This is a genomic window from Anaerolinea thermophila, assembly GCF_020723905.1.
Taxonomy (GTDB): Bacteria; Chloroflexota; Anaerolineae; order Anaerolineales; family Anaerolineaceae; genus Anaerolinea; species Anaerolinea thermophila_A.
Genome location: NZ_DYHZ01000002.1, coordinates 295,772 through 318,524, shown reverse-complemented (window position 1 = coordinate 318,524; position 22,753 = coordinate 295,772). Strand labels below are relative to the sequence as shown.

The window sequence follows — 22,753 nt, the reverse complement described above, 5'->3', positions numbered from 1 at the left end:
CCCATGCGTATTCCAGAGGAAATGGTTAACCAGATTCTCGCACATGCCCGGCACGACGTTTCCGAAGAACGCTGCGGGCTGATCGGCGGCATTGCCGGGGAAGCCCGTCTGTTCATCCCTACTACCAACGTCCTGCGAAGCCCGACCCGCTTTCGCATGGATCCCACGGAGCAATGGCAGGCATTTCAAACCTTTGAAGCCAGCGGGCTGGAACTGATTGCCATCGTTCATTCTCATCCGGGCGGACCACCCACCCCTTCGCCCACCGACCTTGCCGAGTTTGCCTATCCGGGGGTGCTGTATCTCATCGCTTCCCCTGCACCGAATGACTGGCAACTGCGCGCATTCTGGCTGGATGAGGGAACCATTCGAGAAGAACCGCTGGAAATCTGTCGTAACCCATCTGCGTAAAATGGGTTAAACTATAACGCGAGGAAATCGAGAAAATGATGCAGGTCGTTCAGGTTCTTGGTGTACTGGTTGTTTCCTACCTGTTGGGATCCATCCCCTTTGGATGGATCATCGTCAAACTGACCACCGGGCGAGATATCCGCGAAGTGGAAAGCGGACGTATGGGCGGCACCAACGCCATGCGCGCGGCGGGCTTTCTGGCAGGGCTGTTCACGGCAATCGGCGATGTCGCCAAAGCCTACGTTACCCACTGGCTGGTGGTGTGGTTTATTCCTGCCGACTGGGGCATTCGCATCTGGCTGGAAGTTGCCGCACCGCTCATGGCGATCATGGGGCATAACTACTCAATTTACATGCTCACCCGCCACAGCGACGGTAAGGTTACCCTGCGAGGCGGTGCCGGAGGCGCACCCTGCTTTGGCGGAACGCTGGGCATTTTGCCGTGGAGTGCCTACATTATCCTGCCTGTAGCGGTGCTGGTTTACGTATTCGTCGGTTATGCCTCAGTGACCACGCTGAGCATCGCCATTTCATCCATTGCCCTTTTCACCTACCTGACGCTGACGCAGGGATACCCGTGGCAGTACATCCTCTACGGGGTCTTCAGCCTGCTGATTCTGGCATGGGCACTACGCCCCAACCTGAAACGTCTGGCAGAGGGAACCGAACGGGCTGTAGGACTGCGGGCATATCTGCAAAAACGGCGCCAGGCGCAGTCAAAATAAACGAAAAAGCAGGGACGAGCATCCCTGCTTTTTGTTTACGTCTTTTTCGAAATTACTGACGCTCACCGGCTTCCACGCGATCCTCTTCATTCTGCATCTGACGGAAGAGAAAGCGCAGGTTGCGACGGTGCAATTCTTCCGCCAACCCCCCCAGGAAGACACGGCTCTTCCCGCAAGACTCAATGTCAATGGCGTAGAGCGCATCTACAGGATTGCGCTTGCGCAGAGCGGCGCGCACCTGCTTGCGGATGGTGCTGAGGTATGCCAGATTTTCTTTGACCGCTTCGTCAATTTCGCCGCGCAGAATGATGTCACCGTGCCCCTGCACGATGTTTTCCAGCCCCATCTTGCCAATCTTACGGATGGTTTCGCTGAGCACCTCGGCATCGCCATCCACAATGTATGGCAAGGGTAAAAAGGCATCGCCAGCAAACAGCACGCGGTCTTCCTCAACCAGCACTGAAATGCCATCCGCACTGTGCCCGGGGGTTGGGAAAATGGTCAAACTCTTCTTCCCCACCCGCAGAACGAGCGTGCCTTCTTCCAGAGTAATATGCGGTGGAACCAGTTTCACCTGCTTGAAGGTCGGATTCTGGCGTTTTGCCGATTCAAGCGAAGCCGCGCCTTTTTCAAGCAATAACTTGCGGGTCAGGGCATGGCCCAACACGGTAGCCCCGGGGAAGAACCCATTCCCCCAGCAGTGATCGGCATGGTAGTGGGTATTGATGACGTAGCGCACCGGAACCCCCAGTTCCTCTTCGATAAAAGCACGCATTGCCAGCGTTTCTTCCGGTAACGCCAGCGTATCAATGACTACCGCCCAGTACGGCCCTGTAATGGCACCTGCTGTCACCTGAGCGTAAATTTCGCTTTGAAACCAGTAGACGTTTTCCGAAATTCGTTCGCGTTGCATACAGCCCAATCTTCCATTTTAAAATCAGCAGGGCATAGGATAGCACAAAAGAAAACAAAAGTCAAAAAATGCTCTTTTCAGCGCCGTAAAATGCCCAGTTGAGTGGCTTTGCCCACCGCTTCCGTGCGGTTGGAGGCTTCCAGTTTGTCCAGAATGTGACGGATGTGCGTCTTGACAGTGTTTTCAGAGATGAACAACCGGGAAGCAATTTGCTGGGTTGTCAGCCCTTCGGCAAGACATTGCAGGACTTCCAGTTCGCGGTCGCTGAGCAATTGTGTGGATGCCTCAAGGGTGCCTCTCTGCATCACTCCCAGCACGGGGGGAACCACCTCCGGAGAAAGCACCCCTTTGCCTTCGGCAATGTTCAGGAGGGCTTTGCGCAAATCCTCCGGCTCGGTGTTTTTGAGGATGTAGCCATTAGCACCCGCCCGGATTGCCCCGATGAGATCCTGATCTTCCTGTGAGATGGTCAACATCAATACACGCAGGGATGATTTTTGCCGCCGCAGGGCTTGCACCAGCGCAATTCCATCCATGCGCGGCATGTTCACATCCACCAGAGCAATATCCGGATGCCTTTGAGCGATCACCCGCAGGGCTTCCTCACCATCGCTGGCTTCGCCCACCACCTCAAACTCAGACATCTCTTCCAGCAGGCTGATCAACCCTCGACGAAAGAGGGCATGATCATCCACAACCACTAACCGGAACTTCCTGCTCATTCTACATTTTCCTCCTGACGAGAGGGCAACGATACACGCACGGTTGTCCCCAGATGTGGCGCGCTGATGATTTGCAGTTCCGCCCCGATCATTTCAGCCCGTTCGCGCATACCGCGCAAGCCATACTGCGCCACCTCCGGAACATCTTCGGGATCAAAGCCACGCCCATCATCATGAATCTCCATGACCACATCCCCGCCCCATTCCCGCAAGGTGATACTCACCCGTGAGGCATGGGCATGCTTGCGGATGTTATTGAGGGCTTCCTGAAGGATACGCACCATCTGCACCTGCGTTTCCGGTGCCAGCCTCGGCGGTTGAATCAACCACTTCACTTCAGTGGGAATGCCGGTATTGCGCTGAAAACTGGAAGCCAGCCCCTCCAGCCACACGGTCAAATCTTCTTCGGGCTGGGCGCGCAGATGATCAATGGTCTGGCGGGTGTCCTGATAGACCTCTTCCAGCGCCTGACGGTGATCGTGGAGAAGTCGCCCCAACCGGGCAAGATCGCCCTGTTGAAGGGCAGTTTGCATCTGCGAGACCTGCATTTTCAGGAAAGCCAGCGTCTGTGCCAGTCCATCATGAATTTCCCGCGCCAGACGGGTGCGTTCCTGCAGAATAAGGGTGTATTCAAGAGTGAGCAGAGAGCGCTCGTTTTCAATGATCAACGCCGCCTGCGCCGCCGCGGTTTGCAAGAGGGCTTGCTGAGCCGGAAGCAGGTTTTCCACATTCGGCGCCAGCAAGACCAGACATCCCATAGACAGCCCTTCGGGTAACTGCAAGGGGTACAGACAAACCCAGCCATATTCCTCACGCCGCTGATGGGCTTCTTTACAGACCAGCGCCTGTTCCAGCAAACTCTCCAGCCATCCCGCCGGATATGCCTGTGCCTCTCCAGTCACAACCCGCATACCCGAAAGGCGTTCATCTTGAAGCGGGCGCACCTGAACAATCAACGTACCAAAGCCCAGATGATTTCTCACCCGCTGCAGGAGCGCCATGAGGGTACTCTGCAGGTCACGGCGAGGCAGGCGCAGAGCCTGAATCTGGCGCAGGGTTATGATTTCCTGCCGGTGCAGACGCGCCGTCTCTACTGCCAGTGCCAGTTCGTTGAGAATGCCCTGCAAAAAGTCATGAACGGCTGGATCCAGGGAGCGTTCCGAAGGCAGATAAAGATTGACCATTCCCAGCCGGCGCTCACCCAGAGAAAGCGGGAAACAGTAAATGCCCATTGCCCCCATCGGTCCCCAGCGCAAAGGGCAGGCTTGCCCCGGCGCTGATTGCAGCACTGCGCAGGTGCGGCAGGTACCCCGTACCTGTTCGGAAACCAGATGTTCCGCCCAGCCTTTGAGAACGGGTTCGGGTAAGTCACCCGCGGTAAAGGCAGGCAAAGGCTCTCCCCAGGCATCAAAGGGCACAAAGGAAGCCCCCACCCCGCCCACCAGACGATTAATTTGCGCCAGCGCCGTCTCGATGAGGCTTTTTTCGTCTTCCTTCTCCGCCAGTGCCCGGTTCAGACGAAGGACCACATCCAGTTGGCGTTCTATCTCCTCTAAACGAGACTGGAACTGGTGGGCACGGTCATTTTGCCGGCGCAACCACCAGAGGAAAATTCCCGTTACCGCCAGGGCAACGAAAATCACCCCAATCCACCAGAAAATCGACACATCCTGGATGCGCATGCCATAATTGTATAACAAAAAGGCGAGGAAGTTGACTCCTCGCCCTCATATAACCCTATGCAGAAACGAACAGGGATTTATTTCCCGAAGGTGTCGATGTATGCCAGGATCTTCCAGATTTCATCCTCGGTAAGAACGCCCTTATACGCCGCCATGGAAGCGCTGCGTCCAGCCGCGGCGCCGCCCTCAGACACAATCCAGAATTTGTAATCTTCCGAAGCCTCTTTCGCGGCGACGATCAAACTGGAGGGTTTGGGATCCAGCGAAGCGCCCGCAGGACCATCTCCGGCGCCGGTTTCACCGTGGCAGGTGGCACAGTTGATGTTGTACAGTTCCTTACCCTCGGCAATAGCGGCTTCGTTATCTCCATAGGGATTGGTCTTTCCAGCATACTCCGGAGGGGGCGCTTTGCGCTCAACCTTTGCCTGACCACCACCCCCGCCACAAGCCGCCAGTACAAGCGCGCTCATCACAACCACAGCCAGAAGTATCCAAATACTCTTCTTCATAGGACAAAATCCTCCTCTGGTGAAATCAAAAACAAATCGTTTTTGGTGAATTGGTTCACAAATTTATTATAGTCTTAATCTATCTTAATGGAAGATGGAGATACGGGTGATACAGGGTCTCCATTTCGATGATTTTTTCATCCTCCACCCGGATTGTTAACTGTTTGTAAACTCCGTGGGCTGGACAATTCTGGACTGAATTGATTATGATTGTGATGGTTATCAAACCAAAAAGTAAAAAATGTCACTTTTGAGAACGTTTTCAATTGATTATTATTCTGGTCAATCATAATAATATTAAACACAATAGAGGTGAACCATGTTTCGAGTGAGTCGAAGAATTGATTACGGTGTTCAGTTAATGATTGCTCTGGCACAGACTGAAACCGATCGCCCTGTTCCGACCGCTATTCTGGCAGAGAAACTGCACATTCCTCTGCCTTTCCTGCACCAGATTGGCCGTTCGCTCATCCAGAGCGGCTATATCCGCGCCACACCCGGACCGCGCGGCGGATTGCGCCTGAAACAACCGGCAGAGAACATTTCGCTCCTGCAAATCATCGAATCCCTTGAGGGTCCCATGCGCATTATCCCCGAATCCAATGGCAACGGCATGATGACCCGTGAAGTGTGGCAAGACTTGCAGGAAAAGGTAGTGGCGACTCTGGCGAATATCCGCCTGAGTGAACTGGCAAAGAAAGCCCCTCAGGGAATCTCGCTTTCGGTTGAGTCCATTAACATGGCGGAACGCAACAACTGATCGCCGTCCATGTCCTGACCTCCTGAGAAACCATCGAGACGCTTCGGGGTGGAAGCGTCTCGATGGCATTCATGCATGGGGCAATATAACGAGTCTCAGGTGCTGGCGCCCTGCCAGTTGCGCAGGGCTTCCAGCACTTCCTGGCTGTGTCCCTCGGGTTTGACGCCTTCCCAGACTTTCACAATCGTCCCTTCAGGGTCGATCAGGAAAGTTGTGCGGAAGACACCATCATACTCTTTGCCCATGAACTTCTTCCGCCCCCACACGCCGTACATCTCACACACGCGGTGATCTTCATCCGCCAGCAGGGTGAAGGGAAGGTTGTATTTGGCTTTGAATTTGGCATGGGACCTGGGTGAATCCGGACTGACCCCCAGAATCACCACGCCGTTTTCAGCATAGACATGATAATCATCGCGGAAATTACAGGCTTCGGTGGTGCACCCCGGGGTGTCATCCTTGGGATAGAAATACAGTACTACCGGCTTGCCCCGAAACTCAGAAAGCGAACGCACCGTTCCGGTCTCATCCGCAAGGCTGAAGTCGGGCGCAGGTTGATTGGCTGAAAGAACCATAAATAACCTCCTGTGAAAAATGACTACAGCAATTGTGCCACAATTTGACCCATGTTTTCCACTGTATAACCGGGTAAACCCTGTACACTGCGGCGGAAGGTTTCATCCTGCATCAGGTCGCGCAGAGGACGAAGCAACTCGCTCTCATAATAGACCGTGGGGATGACCAGTTGATAGCGCTCGGTAAACAGCGGAATAAAATCCAGATCCAGCGCCTGCGCTGCCGCCATCACCCCCAGTCCGCAATCTGCGCGCCCCGAAGCCACTGCCGCCGCCACCGCCAGATGGGTGTACTCTTCCTGATCATACCCCTGTACCTGAGCCGGATCGATACCCAGCCGTTCCAGATGGTAATCCAGCAGCACGCGCGTGCCCGCCCCGCGCTGACGGTTGACAAAACGCACTTCAGGACGGGTCAGGTCTTCCAGACCGTGAATCTGGAGCGGGTTGCCCTTCTTCACCAGCAAGCCCTGAATGCGCCCCACCCATTCCACCAGGGTAACGGGTGTTTCGGGCAGGTATTGACGAATATAGGGCAGGTTAAATTCCCCCGTCTGCGGGTCAAGCAAATGAGAACCCGCCAGATGGGCTTCACCGCGGCGCAGTGCTACCAGCCCGCCAAGGCTGCCCACATTGGCAGAGACCAGCCGCCGCTTACGGGAGGCAAGCGCCTGCGCCAGCACATCCAGCGTCAAATCGTGCGAGCCAATGGCAAAGATGGTCTGTTCCACCTCTGCGGGAGAGCGGTACAGGCGCACCTTCACCGGCGTTCCTGCCTCCACGCCCTGAACACCGCGCGGCAGAATGACAATGCCATCTGCACGCACCAGCGAAGTAATCACACCTGCCCCGCGGGAAAGAGGCGCCGCCAGCACACGGTCACCCACTTTGCCCACCACCACCCGCATGTAATCGTCATCTCCTGCCGGAGAAGTCACCTTGCGGGTGATTCGGGCTTCGATTTCCAGAGGTTCAGCCGGACGCCTGCCAAGCCAGCGGGCAAGGAGCGGCTCTACGAAAATCTCGCCAGTCAGCGCCGCCGAGACGGGATACCCCGGCACGCCGATCATGGGCGTCCAGCCGCCCTGAGAACGACGAATCAGCCCCAGAATGACGGGATGTCCCGGGCGCACCGCCACACCATGCACCAGCAGTGTTCCCAGTTGTTCCACCACGCGGGCAGAGAAATCCTCAGAACCGGCGGAGGAACCCGCATTTAACAGTACCAGATCGCAGGTATCAGCGGCTTTTTGCACCTGCTGGCAAATTTGTTCAAAGTTATCGGGGGTGATGGGGAAACGCACTGCCTCACCGCCCCAACTGCGCACCTGCGCCGCCAGCACCAGCGAGTTGTACTCGATGATATCCCCACGCCTGACCGGCTGACCGATGGGAATCAGTTCTGTTCCGGTGGGTAGAATTGCCACCCGCGGCAAACGGGCAACCCAAACGCTGGTGTGACCGCTGGCGGCAATCGCTCCCAGATCCACCGGACGCAGGATGTGACCGGCAGGCAACACCAGTTCAGTAGCGACGATATCCTCGCCCATGGGACGCACGTGCGTCCACGGCGGGAGCGCCTCGCGCAGGCGAATACTCAGCGGGTGACGGGGATCGGATGCAGGCATCCCGTGATCGTCCAGGGCTTCCACGTTCTCAATGGGCACAACCGCGTTTGCCCAGTCGGGGAGCGGATCACCGGTATCCACATAGACGGCTTGTTCGCTCACCTGCAGGGTAACCGGACGGGTGGGAGAAGCCCCCGCGGTGGCTTCGGCACGCAAGGCAAAGCCGTCCATCGCCGCGGCATGATAGTGAGGGGAAGAGAGACGCGCCCAGACCGGCTCTGCCAGCACACGCCCCAGAGCCTGCTCATCCAGAGGAATCTCCTCCTTCCCTAAAAAGCCGTCCATTCCTGCCCCGGCGAGCGCCTGTGTGAAACGCTGTTGTGCTTCAGGCAGGGGAATATCGTGAAGATAAACGGACATAGAGATCTCCTCCCCTTCAGGGTTGTGGAACGCTCAACAGGTCAATGAATTGATCCAAATCATAATCCGCCCTGACCTCACGGCGGCTTAGATAATACAGAGTTCCCGGTGTATGCCGGTTAAGAATACCCAGCCCCATACCGGCAGTGAAGCCGTAGCGTCTGGTGCGGTTGAGTACATATTCATCCACCCGTCCATAGGGATAGGCTACTGTCAAGATGGGACTTCCCAGCCATTCTTCAAGGATTTGACGAGACTGGGATAACTCTATGCCGATCCGCTCATGATGCTGAGTGAGATCGGTATGGGTGAGGGTATGGGTGCCAATTTCCCAACCGTGCGCCGCCAGATCGCGCAGTTGCTCCAGATCAACCCGCCCTGAAATCCCCACATACGAGGTAATCACATACAACGCCCCCCGCAAATGATATTTTTCCATAATTGGGAAAGCCGTCGTATATGTATCGGCATACCCATCATCGAAGGTAATGATCACCGGACGTTCCGGCAGTTCCCCACCGTTGAGGATTACCCTGGCAAGGTGCACCGGGGTAATGGTGGTGTAACCATTCTCCGCCAGATAGCGCATTTGCTCCTCAAAGGCTTCGGGGGAAACCGCATAACGGTTATTCTCCTGTCCTTCCACCACACGGTGATAAAGCAGAATCGGCACATACACCTCGCCCGCAAATACGCTTTGCCAGGTGGGGGACGGGGTCAGAGTAGGGGTTGGGGATGGAGAAGGGGTCAGGGTAGGGATCAGGGTAAGGGTTGTCGCAGGGGAGGCAGTTGCCGAAGGTACTGGAGAAGGCGTTTGTGTGCGGGAAACATCTCCTGCGAGCAGGGTTTCTACCCGCACCGCCACATCCGTTTGATCCACCTCGTTTAATGGAGCAGCGTAACCAGGGTGGTGCATCCGGATAATCCCCAAAGTGCCACAACCATGACCAAAAGGAGTACGCGTCTCATGACCGCCTCAAAGCAACTGAACCTCCACCTCTTCGCCCACTCCCAGACCGGTGGCGCTGGAGGGAATTTTGACCAGACCATCGGCGCGGGCAAGGGTGAAGATCAGGTTGCTCTTGTAAAAAACAGGTTCAGCGAACACCCGTCCGTCTTTCTGGATGAGTTGCACGGGAACGTAATCCTCACGTCCCGCCTGCGAAGCCAGGTTGACGGTCAGGATTGCACGTACCGCCGGTTGCCACCTTCCACCGGAATATCCCAACAGATGATGCAGGACCGGAACGACAAACAGACGGGCGATCACCAGCGCGCTGACCGGGTTACCCGGCAAGCCAATGACGGGCTTTCCCTCACAAACGCCGAGAATAGTGGGTTTTCCCGGTTTGACATTGACGCCATGCACCAGCACCCCGGGCGCGCCCATCTCGTTAATGACGCTGGCGGTGAAGTCACGCGTCGAAGCCGAAGAGCCAGCAGTAATGATCACGGCATCGCACTCATCCAGCGCCCGACGCAGGAACTCCCGCAGGGCATCGGGACGGTCGGGAACAATGCCATACCGGTGAGCCAGTCCGCCATGACGCTCCACCAGTGCGCTCAACGAATAACTGTTGACATCGCGCACCTGACCGGAGAGAGGCGATTGTTCCGGCGGGATGACCTCATCCCCGCTGGAAAGGATGCCCACCCGCGGCTGGCGGACAACGTCCACCTCCAGAATGCCCAGCGCCATCAAACCACCAATCTGAGCATCCTCCAGACGCATCCCGGCAGGCAAAACCACCTCGCCCGCACGCACATCCTCCCCGGCAAGCAGGACATTTTCGCCTTCTGGCACCGCCCGAAGAATTTCCACCTCGCCCGGACGGGAGGTCTGCGTATGCTCCAGCATCACCACGGCGTCTGCCCCATCCGGGAGCATTCCTCCGGTATGAATCAGCGCGCACTCTCCCCGTCCAATCGAGAACGCAGGCGCCGCGCCCATCGGCACCTCTCCAGTGCATTTCAGGTATGCGGGCAAACTTTCAGAAGCGCCGAAGGTATCGCGCGCCTGCACAGCATAGCCATCCACAGTAGAGCGGGAAAAAGCAGGCAGATTCTCCCCTGCCGTCACCGGTACAGCGGTGACCCGTCCACGCGCCTGCACTGTTGGAACACGCTCTCCAGGAAGCGATTCTGGAGGTAAAGCCCTTCTGAAAACCTCCCAGGCCTGTTGGGGAGGAAGCAATTCGAGAAATTCAGGCATAGGTCAATCCGTCCAGAGAGCCAGATTTAAATCATAAAGCGTCACCACCAGCGTCGCCGCGGCGGTAATCATCAACAGGCGCCAGCGCGGCGGCGCCCCGCTGACAATGCGCATCAACTGCCAGATCTGGAATAAGCCAACCGGCAACCCCAGCAACCCGGGAAACAGCAAACTGCGGGGGATGCCCATCAAACTCCCCAGGGGGAAGAGCAGAAAACCCACCAGCAGGAGATAATGATGCAGACCTACCGCCCGTTCCCATCCCAGCCGGTTGAGCATGTTGCGCCTCCCCTGCTTCAAGTCGCTGGCGTAGTGTTCCAGCGAAAGCGCCAGCGAACAGGAAAGGTACAGGAAAATTAGCGGCAGGGTGAGGTACCCCAGCAGGGTGTGCAGTTCCCCGCTTTGCAGGGCAAAAGCAAACGCAGGGATGAGGTTAACGAAGAGAATGCCCCACAGCAAATCGCGGTAGGCTGAATTTGCCAGCCTGAACGGAGGAACGCTCAGCGCCAGCATCACCAGCACACTGAGCCCCAGAATCAACAGCGCAACAATGGTCAACGACCGCTGGGCAATCCATAAAGCCGTACAGGCTGCCCCGCCGGTGAGCAAAATCAGGCTGATGCGGAGCGCCTGAGAGCGGGTTAAACGACGCGGCTTTTCCCCATCGGCAGAAGAAACGGACTCCGGAGGGAGTTCAAAGGTCTCAAAAAGAAAAAAGCCGCACAGCAAAAGGATGAACACCAGCAATTGTCCACCCAGATAACGCCCCCAGTCCAGAGATGTGCCCAGATAATGCGCCACACCTCCGCCCAGTGCGTAGGTCAACAGGGAAAGACCCAGCGCCCATGGACGCGAAATGCGCAGGATGTGCTGAATGAGGGTGGGAGATTCGGAGGGTTCCATCAGTGCTGGAAGAAATTCTTCAGGAAAAACCACAGGTTGGCAGGGCGCTCGCCCAGCCGCCGCATGAAATAGGGATACCAGTGCGTTCCATAAGGCACATACACCCGCACCGGGAAGCCCTCGGCGGTAAGGCTTTCCTGCAGATCGCGGCGGATGCCGTATAACATCTGAAATTCCACCGCCCGCCTGGACAGGTACAGTTCCTCCACCGCCTGACGGACAAAACGGATGCGTTGAGGGTCATGGGTTGCCAGCGCCGGGATGGGCGGTGTGCGCCCATCCGATGATACCTGCGGCGCGCCGTGACGCAGGGTGTACCGGAGCATTTGCAGGGCAAGTTGATCAAAATTCAAATTGACATCCGATTTACGGGAAAATGCCCGCGAGGGCGGCTCTTTGTACGCACCCTTACACAGGCGCACCCGTCCGCCAGCCGTCAGTACCCGGGTCAAATCTGCCTCAGTGCGGTAGAGGTAGGCTTGCAGGACAATGCCAACATGCTGGGCAAAACCACCGGTCAGCGCTTTAAAGTACAGGTCAAGCGTGCGCTGGGTGAGAGAAGAATCTTCCATGTCAATGCGCACAAAATTCCCCAGTTCTCTGGCTCTGGTAAGGATTTTCCACAGGTTGGCTTCACACAATGCCGGATCCACCACCAGTCCAATCTGACTGAGTTTGATGGACACATTTGCCTGTACGCCCGCCGATTGAATGGCATCCAGCAGGGAGAGAATCTCGGCGGTCGCCTGTTCCGCATCGCCGGGACGGGTGGTAGATTCACCCAGATGATCGAGTGTGGCGAGGATACCGCGCTGATTGAGTTGCTCCACCACCTGCAAGGCTTGCGCCTGCGTTTCTCCGGCAACAAAGCGCGCCGCGGCTTGACGCGCCATCGGCATACGGGTAATCCACTTTTGAGCCCATGTGGCTCGCGAGAGAGACACAAAGAATGCCCTGAACATGTTTTTATTCTAACATGGTTTATCTTGTTGCTCGCCAGAGCAGCGCAAGTCACCCAGCCGCATGGCATAAGATTCTTTCATTCTCTGCTATAATCATTTTCGAAGTTCGTCTGATTTTTTTCAGCCAGTTGGAAGGAGACAAAAGATGAAGCGCTTTTCTGTTGTTATTTGGGCAATACTGATCGTCGCGCTGGCGCTTTCAGCCTGCGCTACCCCCGCCCAGCCAAGCGAAAAAACCAAAGTGCGTGTGGCTACCGATGCCACTTTTCCGCCTTTTGAAATGGTGGATGAGAACACCAAGGAACTGACAGGCTTTGACGTGGAGTTAATGAATGCCATTGCTCAGAAAGCCGGTTTCGAGGTGGAATGGGTCAACGTAGGATTCGACCCCATGCTGGCGGGCATCGCCGAATGTCAGTATGACATGGCCATTGCCGCCATTACCATCACCGAGGAGCGCAAAGCCTCAATGGACTTCTCTGACCCTTACATCAACGCCGGACAGATTGTCACCGTGCGTAAAGAAACCACCGATATTGGCGGGAAGGATGATTTGAAGGGCAAGAAAATCGGCGCACAGTTAGGCACCACGGGCGCCATTGAAGCCGCAAAGATTGCCGGCGCAGAGGTAAAGTCCTACGATTCCTACGATCAGGCGTTCCTTGACCTGGCAAACGGGCAGATTGACGCCGTGATTGCCGACTACCCCACCACACTGGCGTTCCTCGCCACCAATCCCGATAAACTCAAGACGGTGGGCGATGTCTTCACCGATGAAAACTACGGAGTTGCCTTCTGCAAGAAGAAAGCCGATCTCATCCCGCAGGTAAATGCCGCCATCAAAGCCCTCAAAGAAGACGGCACCATCAAAAAACTGGAAGAGAAGTGGCTGGCAGGGAAATAGCCCCCATCACCGCGAACGTCAACAAAAGGTCGGGAAACACCGACCTTTTGTTATAATAAAGTCAAGATATCCCCCCGTTTGGAGCAACCTGAAACCTCATGAGCACCTCAACCCCTGCTGAAGTTGATCCCCATCTTCCCACCATTCGCGGAAACGAAAACGTCTTCCGCTGGGATGCGGGCTGGCTGTTAGTCCTGGCGGCTTCGGCTCTGCTCGCCATCCTTGTGCTGGTGGTTGGCAACCCCTTCGACCGCATCTTCCGCTTTGTGCTGGATGGTCTGCGGGTGACCGTGACAGTCACACTGGTCACCTTTGGGCTTGTGCTGGTCGTGGGTATTTTTGGCGCTCTGGGACGGCTGAGCACCGCCATCCCCCTGCGTGGAATTGCCACGCTGTACGTGGAAGTGGTACGCGGCATCCCACTGCTGGTGCAGTTGTACTTCTGGTACTACGCATTCCCATCCATTGTTCGCGATCTGGGAGCCCGGTGGAACATCGAGAGCATGAAGAACTTCGTCGCCAACCCGTACGTGATGGCAATTGCCGGGCTGACGCTGTGCTACGGTGCTTACATGACCGAAGTGTATCGGGCAGGCATCCAGAGCATCCCGAAAGGACAGATGGAAGCAGCCCGGAGTCTGGGGATGACTTACGTGCAGGCAATGCGCTATATCATCCTCCCGCAAGCCATCCGCGTGATCCTTCCGCCGGTCGGTAACGAATTTATCACCCTGCTGAAAGATTCCTCGCTGGTCAGCGCCGTTGCCGTCGCCGATTTGACCCGCCGCGGGCGCGAATTTCAGGCAATCACCCCTCTGCCTCTGCACATTTACCTGATGATCGGGTTGATGTACCTGATCATGACCCTGTTGAGCGCGCGGGTCGTTGCCATGATTGAAGCGCGCATGAGCAAGGAGCGCTAAAATGGAACCCATCATTCACATTGAAAACGTCCACAAGTACTTTGGAAAGGTGCATGCCCTGCGCGGGGTCAGCCTGGATATTCAAAAAGGCGAGGTGGTGGTCATCATTGGACCATCTGGCTCGGGGAAATCTACCCTGCTTCGGTGCATCAACCGGCTGGAAGAGTTCGACAAAGGGCGCATCATCGTAGATGGCATTCCGCTGGACAGCGCAGAGAACATCAACGCTGTGCGTACCGAAGTGGGCATGGTTTTTCAACAGTTCAACCTCTTCCCACACCTGAGCGTGCTGGAAAACATCACCCTGGCGCAAAAGATTGTGCGCAAGCGCTCAGAGAGCGAAGCCGTCAGGATTGCCATGAACTTGCTGGAAAAGGTGGGCATCCCGGAGAAAGCCCATGCTTACCCCGCGCAACTCTCCGGCGGACAACAGCAACGGGTCGCCATTGCCCGCGCGCTGGCGATGAATCCGAAAATCATGCTGTTCGATGAGCCGACCAGCGCGCTGGACCCTGAGATGATTCAGGAAGTGCTGGACGTGATGCTGCAACTGGCGCGCGAAGGCATGACCATGGTGGTGGTCTCGCACGAAATGGGCTTTTCGCGTAATGCCGCCGACCGGGTGATCTTCATGGATGGCGGAGTCATCGTTGAGGAAGGTCCCCCAAGCGTCATCTTCACCAACCCCACTCAGGAACGCACCAAACTCTTCCTGAGCAAAGTCATGTAAAACCCATTCAGGGCTGTCGCAAGGACAGCCCTCTTCTTACTAAGGAGAAACCGTTACCATGAATATCACGATTCGCCCCGCCACCCACGAAGATGCCCCTCTGCTTGCCGGGTGGCACGTGCGCATGTTTGTGGAGTTACTGGAAGAAGAAGGGCGGGAAATTCACCCACAGGAGATGGCGGTCCTGGACGCCATCACCCGGCAGTATCTGGCAACGCGGATGGCACAGGACAAAGCCGTGGCATGGATTTTGCTGGAAAACCAGCAACCTGTTGCCTGCGCGGCGGTTTCCATCCTGCCCTGTGTGCCCGCACCCGGCAGGCTGGACATGGAATACCCCCTGCTTCACAGCGTCTTTACCCTGCCTGAATACCGCCGCAAAGGGTATGCCCGCCGACTGGTGGAACAGGCGCTGGAGTGGTGCCGCCAGCGTGGATTTTCGGCGGTAGATTTACACGCCAGCAAGGCAGGCGAGCCGCTCTACCGTGCGCTGGGGTTTCAGCCCACCGGCGAGATGCGGCTCCACCTGTAATTCCCAAACGACTGAAATGAGACTTCAATCCCGCCGGGGACGTGGGCGATGCTTGCGCGGCTCATCGTGGAAGAACAAACTGAGCAGAGCGCTCACCACCGAGACAATCAGCGCGCCAAGGAAGGCGGGCAGGAAGCCGTCCACCTCAAACCCCACACCGAACTGCGTGCCAATCCAGCCTGCCATCACGAACATAAGGGTGTTGACGAGCAGGGTACCCAGCCCCAGGGTGAGGATCAGCAACGGGCAGGACATGGCAATCACAAACGGACGGACGAGCGCATTGACCAGACCGAAAATCAACGCCAGCCAGAGAATCTCCCACCAGTTTTCAAATTGATGGGTAATGCCGCGCCCGCTCAACAGATAAATGGCAGTATACAGGGCAACCGCATTGATACCTAAACGAATCAAGAGTTTTTGCATGGTTCTTTCTCCTCGTCATCAGACTTCTGAATCGCCAAAAACAATCCAATCAGCCATATTTTGTCATTCTTTCTACGCAAGGTTGAAAGAAAAGTTGCACAGGCTCACCCGTTTTCCAGGCGTTGTTCCATCCAGATCAGCACGCTGTGCTGATGAAATCCGCAAGCCCGAAAGGCGTCTTCGGCTTTGCCTGCAGGATAGTTGACGCCCAGGGGAAGATGGAAATGCACCAGTTCCTCCTGCGCACGGGGGAGCAAAGCCATTAAAGCCTCTTCTTCATGGGCAGGGTTTGCCGCCACCCAGAGCATCTGGGTATAGGAGGTAAGATGCTCCCATGAGAGAAAGCCCCACGGCCTGGGGTCAGAAGATTTACTCCGCGCCACCCAGTGGCGCTGATCCCCCCCCATCATCCACTGCAGGAACTGGTAAAACGGATTGGCATTGAAACGGGAAATGCTCAGCGAGAGATTCCAGCGCACATCCGGAGGATACGTGCGCTGAAGCCACTCCCGTTGAAATTTCCAGTCCCGCCATCGGCGCCCGGTGACCCTGACGCCGGTAACGGTGGGTGGACGTACCATTGGGTGGGAAGAAAGCCATAATGCCCGCCGGGAGCGTTCCACAAACCCGACCGAGAGATAGAGATGATGGGCGGCGGGGTTATCCTCACGCACCTGCAGCCAGGCAGATGAAATATGATGCTCACGGAGATGATCCAGCGCGCGCAAGGTCAACTGACGGGCAATACCCCTCCGGCGGTAGTCGGGATGAACGGCAACATTGGCGATAATATATACCCACTCATTGCCCTTCCGGGCGGGGATGAGGGTGAGATTGCCCACAATGCGGTCGTCTTCTTCCCACACATAGCCAAACAATGGAGAAGACACCTCTTCATCGGTTGTCCACGTCCAGCGGATAAGCGAAGGATCCTCCACGGCACGGCGGATGTGGTACAGGTACTCCCGTCCATCGGGGTCGAGGGTCGAAGCAAAACATTCCTCGATCAGCGCGGCAACGGCAAGCATATCGCGGTTGATATCCAGGGGGCGGATATGGGCAACTTTGACGGGAATGAAGACCTTCACAGGATTAATTGTAGTCCAGGGGTTGGAAATGACAGGAGAAAATGGGCATGTTTTTTGCACGCTCCAACAGGGAACCGTGCGGGCGTTCTTATATTTCTCTTATACACGTTCTTTGTTTTTCTAATATCCGTAATGCTATAATCAAACTGGCTACGATTATTTTAAGAAACTGGAAAAGATGGCGCAAACAACCATCGAGGATAAACCGATATGATGCGATTTGACCGATTTACCGAACGAGCACAGGAAGCCGCTCAGCGCGCCGCGGAGATCATCCAGCGGTATGGGCACAACCAGATTGACACCGAGCATATCCTGCTGGCAATGATCGAACAGCCGCAGGGTGCCGTACCGCAATTACTGGAAATGTTAAAGGTGGATACCAATGCCCTTGCCGAACGCCTGGATTACATTTTGCGCACCAGCCCCAAAGCCAGCATCTTTGGCGGAGGTGCGGGGCAAATTTTCATCACCCCGCGGGTAAAGCGCATTATTGACATTGCCAACGAAGAAGCCAACCGCATGAAGGATGAGTACATCTCCACCGAGCACATTTTCCTGGCGATTCTCTCCGAGCGCAGCACTCCGGCGGCACGCCTGCTGGAAGGCTCCGGGGTGACTCGAGAACGAGTGTACGAAGCCATTCAAATCCTGCGCGGCGGTCAGCGCGTCTCCGACCCACAAGCCGAAACCCGTTACCGTACACTGGAAAAATACTCCCGCGACCTGACCCAGCAAGCCCGCGAGGGTAAACTGGATCCGGTCATCGGACGGGATAAGGAAATTTTACGGGTCATGCAGATTCTCTCCCGCCGCACCAAGAACAATCCCGTGCTGATTGGCGAAGCCGGGGTGGGCAAAACCGCCATTGTCGAAGGGCTGGCGCAAAAAATTGCCAACAACGACGTGCCCGAGATCCTGGCAGGTAAACGAGTCATTGCGCTGGATCTTGGCGCAATGATTGCAGGCTCACGCTTCCGCGGTGAGTTTGAGGAACGCCTGAAAGCCGCCATCGAAGAAGTGCAACGCTCCGAAGGCGAAATTATTCTTTTTATTGACGAACTGCACACAGTGGTGGGGGCAGGTGCAGCGCAGGGCGCCATGGACGCCAGCAACATGCTCAAGCCCTCGCTTGCCCGCGGGGAACTGCAGTGCATTGGCGCCACCACCCTGGATGAATACCAGAAGTACATCGAAAAGGATGCCGCGCTGGAGCGACGCTTTGCCCCAGTGTTTGTAGATGAGCCCTCGGTTGAGGACACCATTCAAATGCTGAGAGGTCTGCGCGACCGCTATGAAGCCCATCACAAGGTCAAAATTTCCGATGAAGCCATTGTGGCGGCGGCACGGCTGAGCGCGCAGTACGTCCCCGACCGGCACCTGCCGGACAAAGCCATTGACCTGATTGACGAGGCTGCCGCCAAACTGCGCGTGGCGCTGTACTCCCTGCCGCCTGAACTGAAGCAAATGAAGAGCGAACTTGACCGTCTGAAAGCCGAGGAAGAGCAGGCGGGGCAGGAGCGGGATTACGAACGCGCCGCCATCAAAAAAGCCGAACGTCTGCGTCTGGAAAATCAGTACAACGAATTGCGCACCCGCTGGGAGACCGAACACCAGCTGGATGGGCAGGTGGACGGGAACGACATCGCCGAGGTGATTGCCCAGTGGACGGGCATCCCCGTGAGCCAGATGATGGAGAGCGAGGCGGAGAAACTGTTGAAGATGGAAGAACGCCTGCATGAGCGCATCATCGGTCAGGACGAAGCCGTACACGCCATTGCCGACGCCATCCGCCGGGCACGCTCCGGGTTGAAAGACCCACGCCGTCCCATTGGCTCGTTCATTTTCATTGGTCCTTCCGGCGTAGGTAAGACCGAACTGGCGCGCGCTCTGGCAGAATTTCTGTTTGGCGATGAAGATGCGCTGGTGCGTCTGGACATGAGCGAATACCGCGAACAGCATACCGTCTCGCGGCTGTTCGGCGCCCCGCCCGGATACGTGGGATACGAAGAGGGCGGTCAATTGACGGAAGCGGTACGCCGCCGCCCCTATCGGGTGATTCTGTTTGATGAAATCGAGAAAGCCCACCCCGAAGTGTGGAATGCCCTGCTCCAGATTCTGGACGACGGTCGTCTCACCGACGGACAGGGCCATGTGGTGGACTTCCGCAACACCGTACTGATCATGACCAGCAACCTCGGCACAGAATTTGTGCGCCGCGGCGGCACACTGGGCTTCCTGCCATCCGAGAACAACGAAGACCGGCAGGCGCATGACAAAATCGAAAAAGCCCTCAAGTCCACCTTCCGTCCCGAGTTCCTCAACCGCATTGACGAGATCATCATCTTCTCGCCGCTCAGCATGGAACACATGCTTCAGATTGTGGATTTGCAGATGCAGGAAATCAAAAACCGCCTGCAGGAACATGGTCTGGATGTAGAACTCTCGCCGGAGGCACGCAACTGGCTGGCACAGGTGGGCTTCGACCCCAACTTTGGCGCCCGTCCATTGCGGCGCGCCCTGCAGAAATACGTGGAAAGCCCGCTGTCGGTCAGCCTGCTTTCCGGTGAATTCAGGCAAGGCGACCGCGTGCTGGTGGAAATTGAGAACAACCGTCCGGTGTTCCGGAAACTGGAAGAACCTGTCACGGCTTAAAATAGAAAAAACGGTTGTTTTTAAAAGCCCTGCGTACCTCAATCCGCAGGGCTTCTCTATCCTGTTAGGAAATTGAAAGGCAATTGTTAAGATTCTGGTATTCCTGCTGCCATTTTCGGGGTATGATTGAATCGGTATGAAACGGGCAGATTTTCCCTATCTTGCCGACTGGTTTGCCATTACCTTCCGCTGGATGGCAATTGTCGCTCTGGCATTCTCGCTCATCCTGCACATGGATGGACAGTGGCTTCCGCTGGCATTGCTGGCAGGATCGCTGTTGTGGAATCTGGTGATGACCGTGCTGGCGGTATTCAACCAGCGTCTGCCCGCTCACCGTACCCTGAACACCCTGGTAGATCTGGTTATCAGCATGGCGCTCTTTGGGCTAACCGGTTCAGCCACCACTCCCATTCAGTGGGTGGGCGTACTGGCAATTGCCCCTTCTGCCATGTATTTCGAACTGCGCGGCGCATTGCTGATCGCCATTTTAACGGCGGGGCTGGAAACGGGCTTCCTGTACTTCCTCTTTCCCAGTCAGTTCAACCCGCTGGTAGTCGAACTTCTGGCAGGGTTGAATCTTGCCATTGGGCTGGTTTTTGGCGTCTTGAGTTTGCCCCTCATGAAACGACTGCGCACCACCTACCGCGAACTGGTGCGCAAACAGCGGGACAGCGAAACAGCCATCCAGCGGCAGGAACGCGAACGCCTGAAAGCCTTTTTTGACATGATTGAAACCTTCAGTTCCACTTTCAACTACAAAACGGTACTGGAGGTAGGTATCCAGGCAGGCATCAAGGCAATGGGGCTCAGCGAAGCCGAGGGAACCCGCTTGCTGGCGGCTTTCTTCCTGTTCGAGGATCATACCCTGCGCTACGTGGTCGGGCAGGGCTTTCCCCTGCGCGACCAGAATCTCCCCCTTGCCGCCCGGGAAGGCATGCTTCGGGAGGCACTTCAGAGCGGTGAACCGCAAATTCATAACGGTCCCTGCGAAGACCCGGAACTGTGCGAACTGGTTGCCCTGCATGCCTGTCAGTCTTTCCTGATCATCCCCCTGTTGCGGGGCATGAACGTGTACGGTATTCTGCTCTTTGCCCACCCGGAGAGCCACTTCTTCACCCCCGAACGGGTAGAATACCTGATGATCGTGGGGCACCAGGCGGTCATTGCCATTCAAAATGCCCGTTTGTTTGCCGACCTGCAGGAAGAAAAAGAGCGCATCGTGCAAACACAGGAAGAAGCCCAGCGCAAACTGGCGCGCGATTTGCACGATGGACCCACCCAGTCCATCTCTTCGATTGCCATGCGACTGAACATCGCCCGAAGGTTACTGCGCCAGAACCCTGCCGCCGCCGAAGAAGAACTGGCAAAAATCGAAGATCTGGCGCGGCGCACCACGCAGGAGATTCGCCATATGCTCTTCACCCTGCGCCCACTGGTGCTGGAAAGCGAAGGGCTGGAATCTGCCCTTAAAGCCATGGCAGAAAAGATGCGCGACCTGTACCAGCAGAATGTGGTGCTGGATGTGGACTCTGCCGCCATCTCTGCGCTGGATTCCACCCAGCAAACGGTTGTGTTTTATCTCTGCGAGGAAGCCGTCAACAATGCCCGTAAACATGCTGAAGCCAGTCAAATCACCGTGCGGCTGAAATTCGTGACCAACTACACCGATATCATCGGCCTGGAAATCAGCGACAACGGCAAAGGCTTCAACGTTAACGAAGTGATGGGCTCGTACGAACGGCGCGGCAGTCTGGGCATGATCAATCTCCGTGAACGCGCCGATCTGGTAAACGGGCTCCTGCGGGTCGACTCGGCTCCCGGAAAAGGCACGCGCATTCGCGTCTTCATCCCCCTCACTGAAGAAGCCATGGATCGCCTGCACGGACGGGTGCGGGCTTAACCCTTTGCCAGCAATTGCCGAAGGATGGGTACAGCCGCCATCACCGCCCGCGCACGGTGGCTGATGCGATTTTTCTCTTCCGGAGGCAGTTCTGCCATGGTCATACCCCGTTCAGGGAAATAGAAAATGGGGTCATAGCCAAAGCCATGAGTGCCACGTTCCTCAGGGATGATCTCCCCCGGGCATTCCCCCTCGGTGAAGAAAATCTCACCCTGCGGGGTGGCAATGGCAACGGTACAGACAAAGCGCGCCAGCCATGGACGAGGCTTCCCACGCAAATTCTCCAGCAGGTAAGCGCGGCGATCGGCATCGGTTGCGCCTGTTTGGGGAGCGTAACGCGCCGAATGCAGACCAGGGGCACCGCCCAGAGCCTGCACCTCCAGCCCGGAATCGTCGCTCAGGGTGATTAAGCCGCTTGCCTGTGCATAGGCACGGGCTTTCAACGCAGCGTTTTCCCGATAGGTCGTGCCGGTTTCCTCAACCGTTAAGGCAATCCCCAGATCCGCAGGCAAAAACAGATCATACGGCTCTCCGGAAAGGATCTCTTGAAATTCGCGCAGTTTTCCACGATTGGTTGAAGCAATGAGCAGTTTTGTCACATGAACCTCGATTTTTTATGATAAAAATCATAAAAACTTGACTTGGCTATACGTACATGCTATAATGCTTTTGTATTATTATAACCTCTACCTAATCGCCACCTGTGAATCTTCCTAGACACCCACTCCGCGTTAATGTTGGTTTCCTGCTCAATGCCCCTGTTGGTTACAGCCGGGATATTCACTTCGAATTTCCCATTGTACAACTGGAACAGGATTTTCTGGTCACCGAGTTCAACGGTTTGTTACGGGTAAGCCGCACGCCGCAGGGCATTCTGGCACAGTGCGATTTCAATGGATACACAGAAGTGGAGTGTGTGCGCTGTCTCTCTCCATTTCCGCAGTTTTTGCATACGGTGTTCAGTGAACTGTATGCCTTCAGTCGCCGTTCCCTTACCGAATCCAACCTGCTGTTTCCTGAAAATGGCAACATCGAACTGGAGCCTCTGGTAAGGGAGTATCTGATTCTGGAGATTCCGATCTCGCCGGTGTGTCGTCCTGATTGTAAGGGGTTATGTCCGGTGTGTGGAGAGAACCTCAATCTCCGCCTCTGCGAGCACTCGATTCTTCCATCACAGGTCTGATTCATGCAACCCAAAGCCATGAACATCGTTTAGTCTGCGAATCGTTACCG

23 protein-coding genes are annotated in these 22,753 nt (G+C 56.2%); 10 read left to right on the top strand and 13 right to left on the bottom strand.

Annotated features, from left to right (window positions below):
* The first annotated feature begins 3 nt into the window (after positions 1-3).
* Both LHF31_RS04050 and LHF31_RS04045 read left to right on the top strand, forming a co-directional pair.
* On the top strand, positions 4-411 hold the full coding sequence (locus LHF31_RS04050) for a M67 family metallopeptidase (protein ID WP_298005270.1): 408 nt from the start codon (positions 4-6) through the stop codon (positions 409-411).
* 35 nt (positions 412-446) lie between these two features.
* On the top strand, positions 447-1,136 hold the full coding sequence (locus tag LHF31_RS04045; protein WP_298005269.1) for a glycerol-3-phosphate acyltransferase: 690 nt from the start codon (positions 447-449) through the stop codon (positions 1,134-1,136).
* Positions 1,137-1,188: 52 nt separating this feature from the next.
* Here the strand turns inward: LHF31_RS04045 and LHF31_RS04040 are convergent, their stop codons facing one another.
* The 4 genes from LHF31_RS04040 to LHF31_RS04025 all read right to left on the bottom strand — a co-directional run bounded on the left by LHF31_RS04040 (position 1,189) and on the right by LHF31_RS04025 (position 4,962).
* Positions 1,189-2,049, bottom strand: a complete 861-nt coding sequence (locus LHF31_RS04040) for an MBL fold metallo-hydrolase (RefSeq protein ID WP_298005268.1) — start codon at positions 2,047-2,049, stop codon at positions 1,189-1,191.
* A 77-nt stretch (positions 2,050-2,126) separates the two neighbouring features.
* Positions 2,127-2,771, bottom strand: a complete 645-nt coding sequence (locus LHF31_RS04035) for a response regulator transcription factor (protein WP_298005265.1) — start codon at positions 2,769-2,771, stop codon at positions 2,127-2,129.
* The gene (locus tag LHF31_RS04030; protein WP_303773623.1) at positions 2,768-4,453 is read right to left on the bottom strand and encodes an ATP-binding protein; all 1,686 of its coding nucleotides are present in this window, start codon (positions 4,451-4,453) and stop codon (positions 2,768-2,770) included. Before LHF31_RS04030 ends, LHF31_RS04035 begins: the two co-directional genes overlap by 4 nt.
* A gap of 77 nt (positions 4,454-4,530) precedes the next feature.
* Positions 4,531-4,962 (bottom strand): c-type cytochrome, encoded by a 432-nt coding sequence (locus tag LHF31_RS04025; protein ID WP_298007790.1) that lies wholly within the window; start codon positions 4,960-4,962, stop codon positions 4,531-4,533.
* 319 nt (positions 4,963-5,281) lie between these two features.
* On the opposite strand from LHF31_RS04025, the gene LHF31_RS04020 reads away from it, so the two are divergent.
* Entirely contained in the window at positions 5,282-5,722 is a 441-nt protein-coding gene (locus LHF31_RS04020) for an Rrf2 family transcriptional regulator (protein ID WP_298007788.1), read from the top strand.
* A 95-nt stretch (positions 5,723-5,817) separates the two neighbouring features.
* On the opposite strand, the gene bcp is transcribed toward LHF31_RS04020, so the two are convergent.
* Genes bcp through LHF31_RS03990 form a run of 6 tightly spaced genes read right to left on the bottom strand, consistent with a single transcriptional unit; the run spans position 5,818 to position 12,362 of the window.
* On the bottom strand, positions 5,818-6,297 hold the full coding sequence (gene bcp, locus LHF31_RS04015) for a thioredoxin-dependent thiol peroxidase (RefSeq protein WP_298007786.1): 480 nt from the start codon (positions 6,295-6,297) through the stop codon (positions 5,818-5,820).
* A 23-nt stretch (positions 6,298-6,320) separates the two neighbouring features.
* The gene (locus LHF31_RS04010; protein ID WP_298007784.1) at positions 6,321-8,285 is read right to left on the bottom strand and encodes a molybdopterin biosynthesis protein; all 1,965 of its coding nucleotides are present in this window, start codon (positions 8,283-8,285) and stop codon (positions 6,321-6,323) included.
* Between the two features lie 16 nt (positions 8,286-8,301).
* Positions 8,302-9,201 carry a polysaccharide deacetylase family protein gene (locus tag LHF31_RS04005; RefSeq protein ID WP_303773621.1) on the bottom strand — a complete coding sequence of 300 codons (900 nt, stop codon included), beginning with the start codon at positions 9,199-9,201 and terminating at the stop codon, positions 8,302-8,304.
* Positions 9,202-9,261: 60 nt separating this feature from the next.
* A complete protein-coding gene (glp, locus tag LHF31_RS04000) occupies positions 9,262-10,497 on the bottom strand; it encodes a gephyrin-like molybdotransferase Glp (protein ID WP_298004379.1) in 1,236 nt (411 codons plus the stop codon).
* Positions 10,498-10,500: 3 nt separating this feature from the next.
* Complete coding sequence (locus tag LHF31_RS03995) at positions 10,501-11,400, bottom strand: prenyltransferase (protein ID WP_303773620.1); 900 nt, start codon at positions 11,398-11,400, stop codon at positions 10,501-10,503.
* Positions 11,400-12,362 (bottom strand): proline dehydrogenase family protein, encoded by a 963-nt coding sequence (locus LHF31_RS03990; RefSeq protein WP_298008478.1) that lies wholly within the window; start codon positions 12,360-12,362, stop codon positions 11,400-11,402. The genes LHF31_RS03995 and LHF31_RS03990 overlap by 1 nt, the downstream gene beginning before the upstream one ends.
* 145 nt (positions 12,363-12,507) lie before the next feature.
* Here LHF31_RS03990 and LHF31_RS03985 point away from each other — a divergent pair, with 145 nt between their 5' ends.
* The 4 genes from LHF31_RS03985 (at position 12,508) to LHF31_RS03970 (ending at position 15,451) form a co-directional block, all read left to right on the top strand.
* On the top strand, positions 12,508-13,266 hold the full coding sequence (locus LHF31_RS03985) for a basic amino acid ABC transporter substrate-binding protein (protein WP_298008475.1): 759 nt from the start codon (positions 12,508-12,510) through the stop codon (positions 13,264-13,266).
* 98 nt (positions 13,267-13,364) lie between these two features.
* Positions 13,365-14,189, top strand: a complete 825-nt coding sequence (locus LHF31_RS03980) for an amino acid ABC transporter permease (protein ID WP_298008473.1) — start codon at positions 13,365-13,367, stop codon at positions 14,187-14,189.
* A gap of 1 nt (position 14,190) precedes the next feature.
* Complete coding sequence (locus tag LHF31_RS03975; RefSeq protein WP_298008471.1) at positions 14,191-14,919, top strand: amino acid ABC transporter ATP-binding protein; 729 nt, start codon at positions 14,191-14,193, stop codon at positions 14,917-14,919.
* A 58-nt stretch (positions 14,920-14,977) separates the two neighbouring features.
* Complete coding sequence (locus LHF31_RS03970; RefSeq protein WP_298008468.1) at positions 14,978-15,451, top strand: GNAT family N-acetyltransferase; 474 nt, start codon at positions 14,978-14,980, stop codon at positions 15,449-15,451.
* A 24-nt stretch (positions 15,452-15,475) separates the two neighbouring features.
* On the opposite strand, the gene LHF31_RS03965 is transcribed toward LHF31_RS03970, so the two are convergent.
* Together LHF31_RS03965 and LHF31_RS03960 are read right to left on the bottom strand one after the other, a co-directional pair.
* Positions 15,476-15,877, bottom strand: coding sequence for a phage holin family protein (locus tag LHF31_RS03965; protein WP_298008466.1), 402 nt, complete (start codon positions 15,875-15,877; stop codon positions 15,476-15,478).
* A 104-nt stretch (positions 15,878-15,981) separates the two neighbouring features.
* Positions 15,982-16,965: a GNAT family N-acetyltransferase gene (locus tag LHF31_RS03960; protein WP_298008463.1), complete on the bottom strand. Its 984-nt coding sequence runs from the start codon at positions 16,963-16,965 to the stop codon at positions 15,982-15,984.
* A 213-nt stretch (positions 16,966-17,178) separates the two neighbouring features.
* On the opposite strand from LHF31_RS03960, the gene LHF31_RS03955 reads away from it, so the two are divergent.
* Together LHF31_RS03955 and LHF31_RS03950 are read left to right on the top strand one after the other, a co-directional pair.
* Positions 17,179-19,620: an AAA family ATPase gene (locus LHF31_RS03955; RefSeq protein ID WP_363324783.1), complete on the top strand. Its 2,442-nt coding sequence runs from the start codon at positions 17,179-17,181 to the stop codon at positions 19,618-19,620.
* A 136-nt stretch (positions 19,621-19,756) separates the two neighbouring features.
* Positions 19,757-21,520 (top strand): GAF domain-containing sensor histidine kinase, encoded by a 1,764-nt coding sequence (locus tag LHF31_RS03950; RefSeq protein WP_298008457.1) that lies wholly within the window; start codon positions 19,757-19,759, stop codon positions 21,518-21,520.
* Here the strand turns inward: LHF31_RS03950 and rdgB are convergent.
* A complete protein-coding gene (gene rdgB, locus LHF31_RS03945) occupies positions 21,517-22,119 on the bottom strand; it encodes an RdgB/HAM1 family non-canonical purine NTP pyrophosphatase (protein WP_298008453.1) in 603 nt (200 codons plus the stop codon). The two genes, LHF31_RS03950 and rdgB, sit on opposite strands and share 4 nt — an antisense overlap.
* Before the next feature lie 104 nt (positions 22,120-22,223).
* On the opposite strand from rdgB, the gene LHF31_RS03940 reads away from it, so the two are divergent.
* Positions 22,224-22,703, top strand: a complete 480-nt coding sequence (locus LHF31_RS03940) for a DUF177 domain-containing protein (RefSeq protein WP_298008450.1) — start codon at positions 22,224-22,226, stop codon at positions 22,701-22,703.
* The last annotated feature ends 50 nt before the right edge of the window (positions 22,704-22,753 follow it).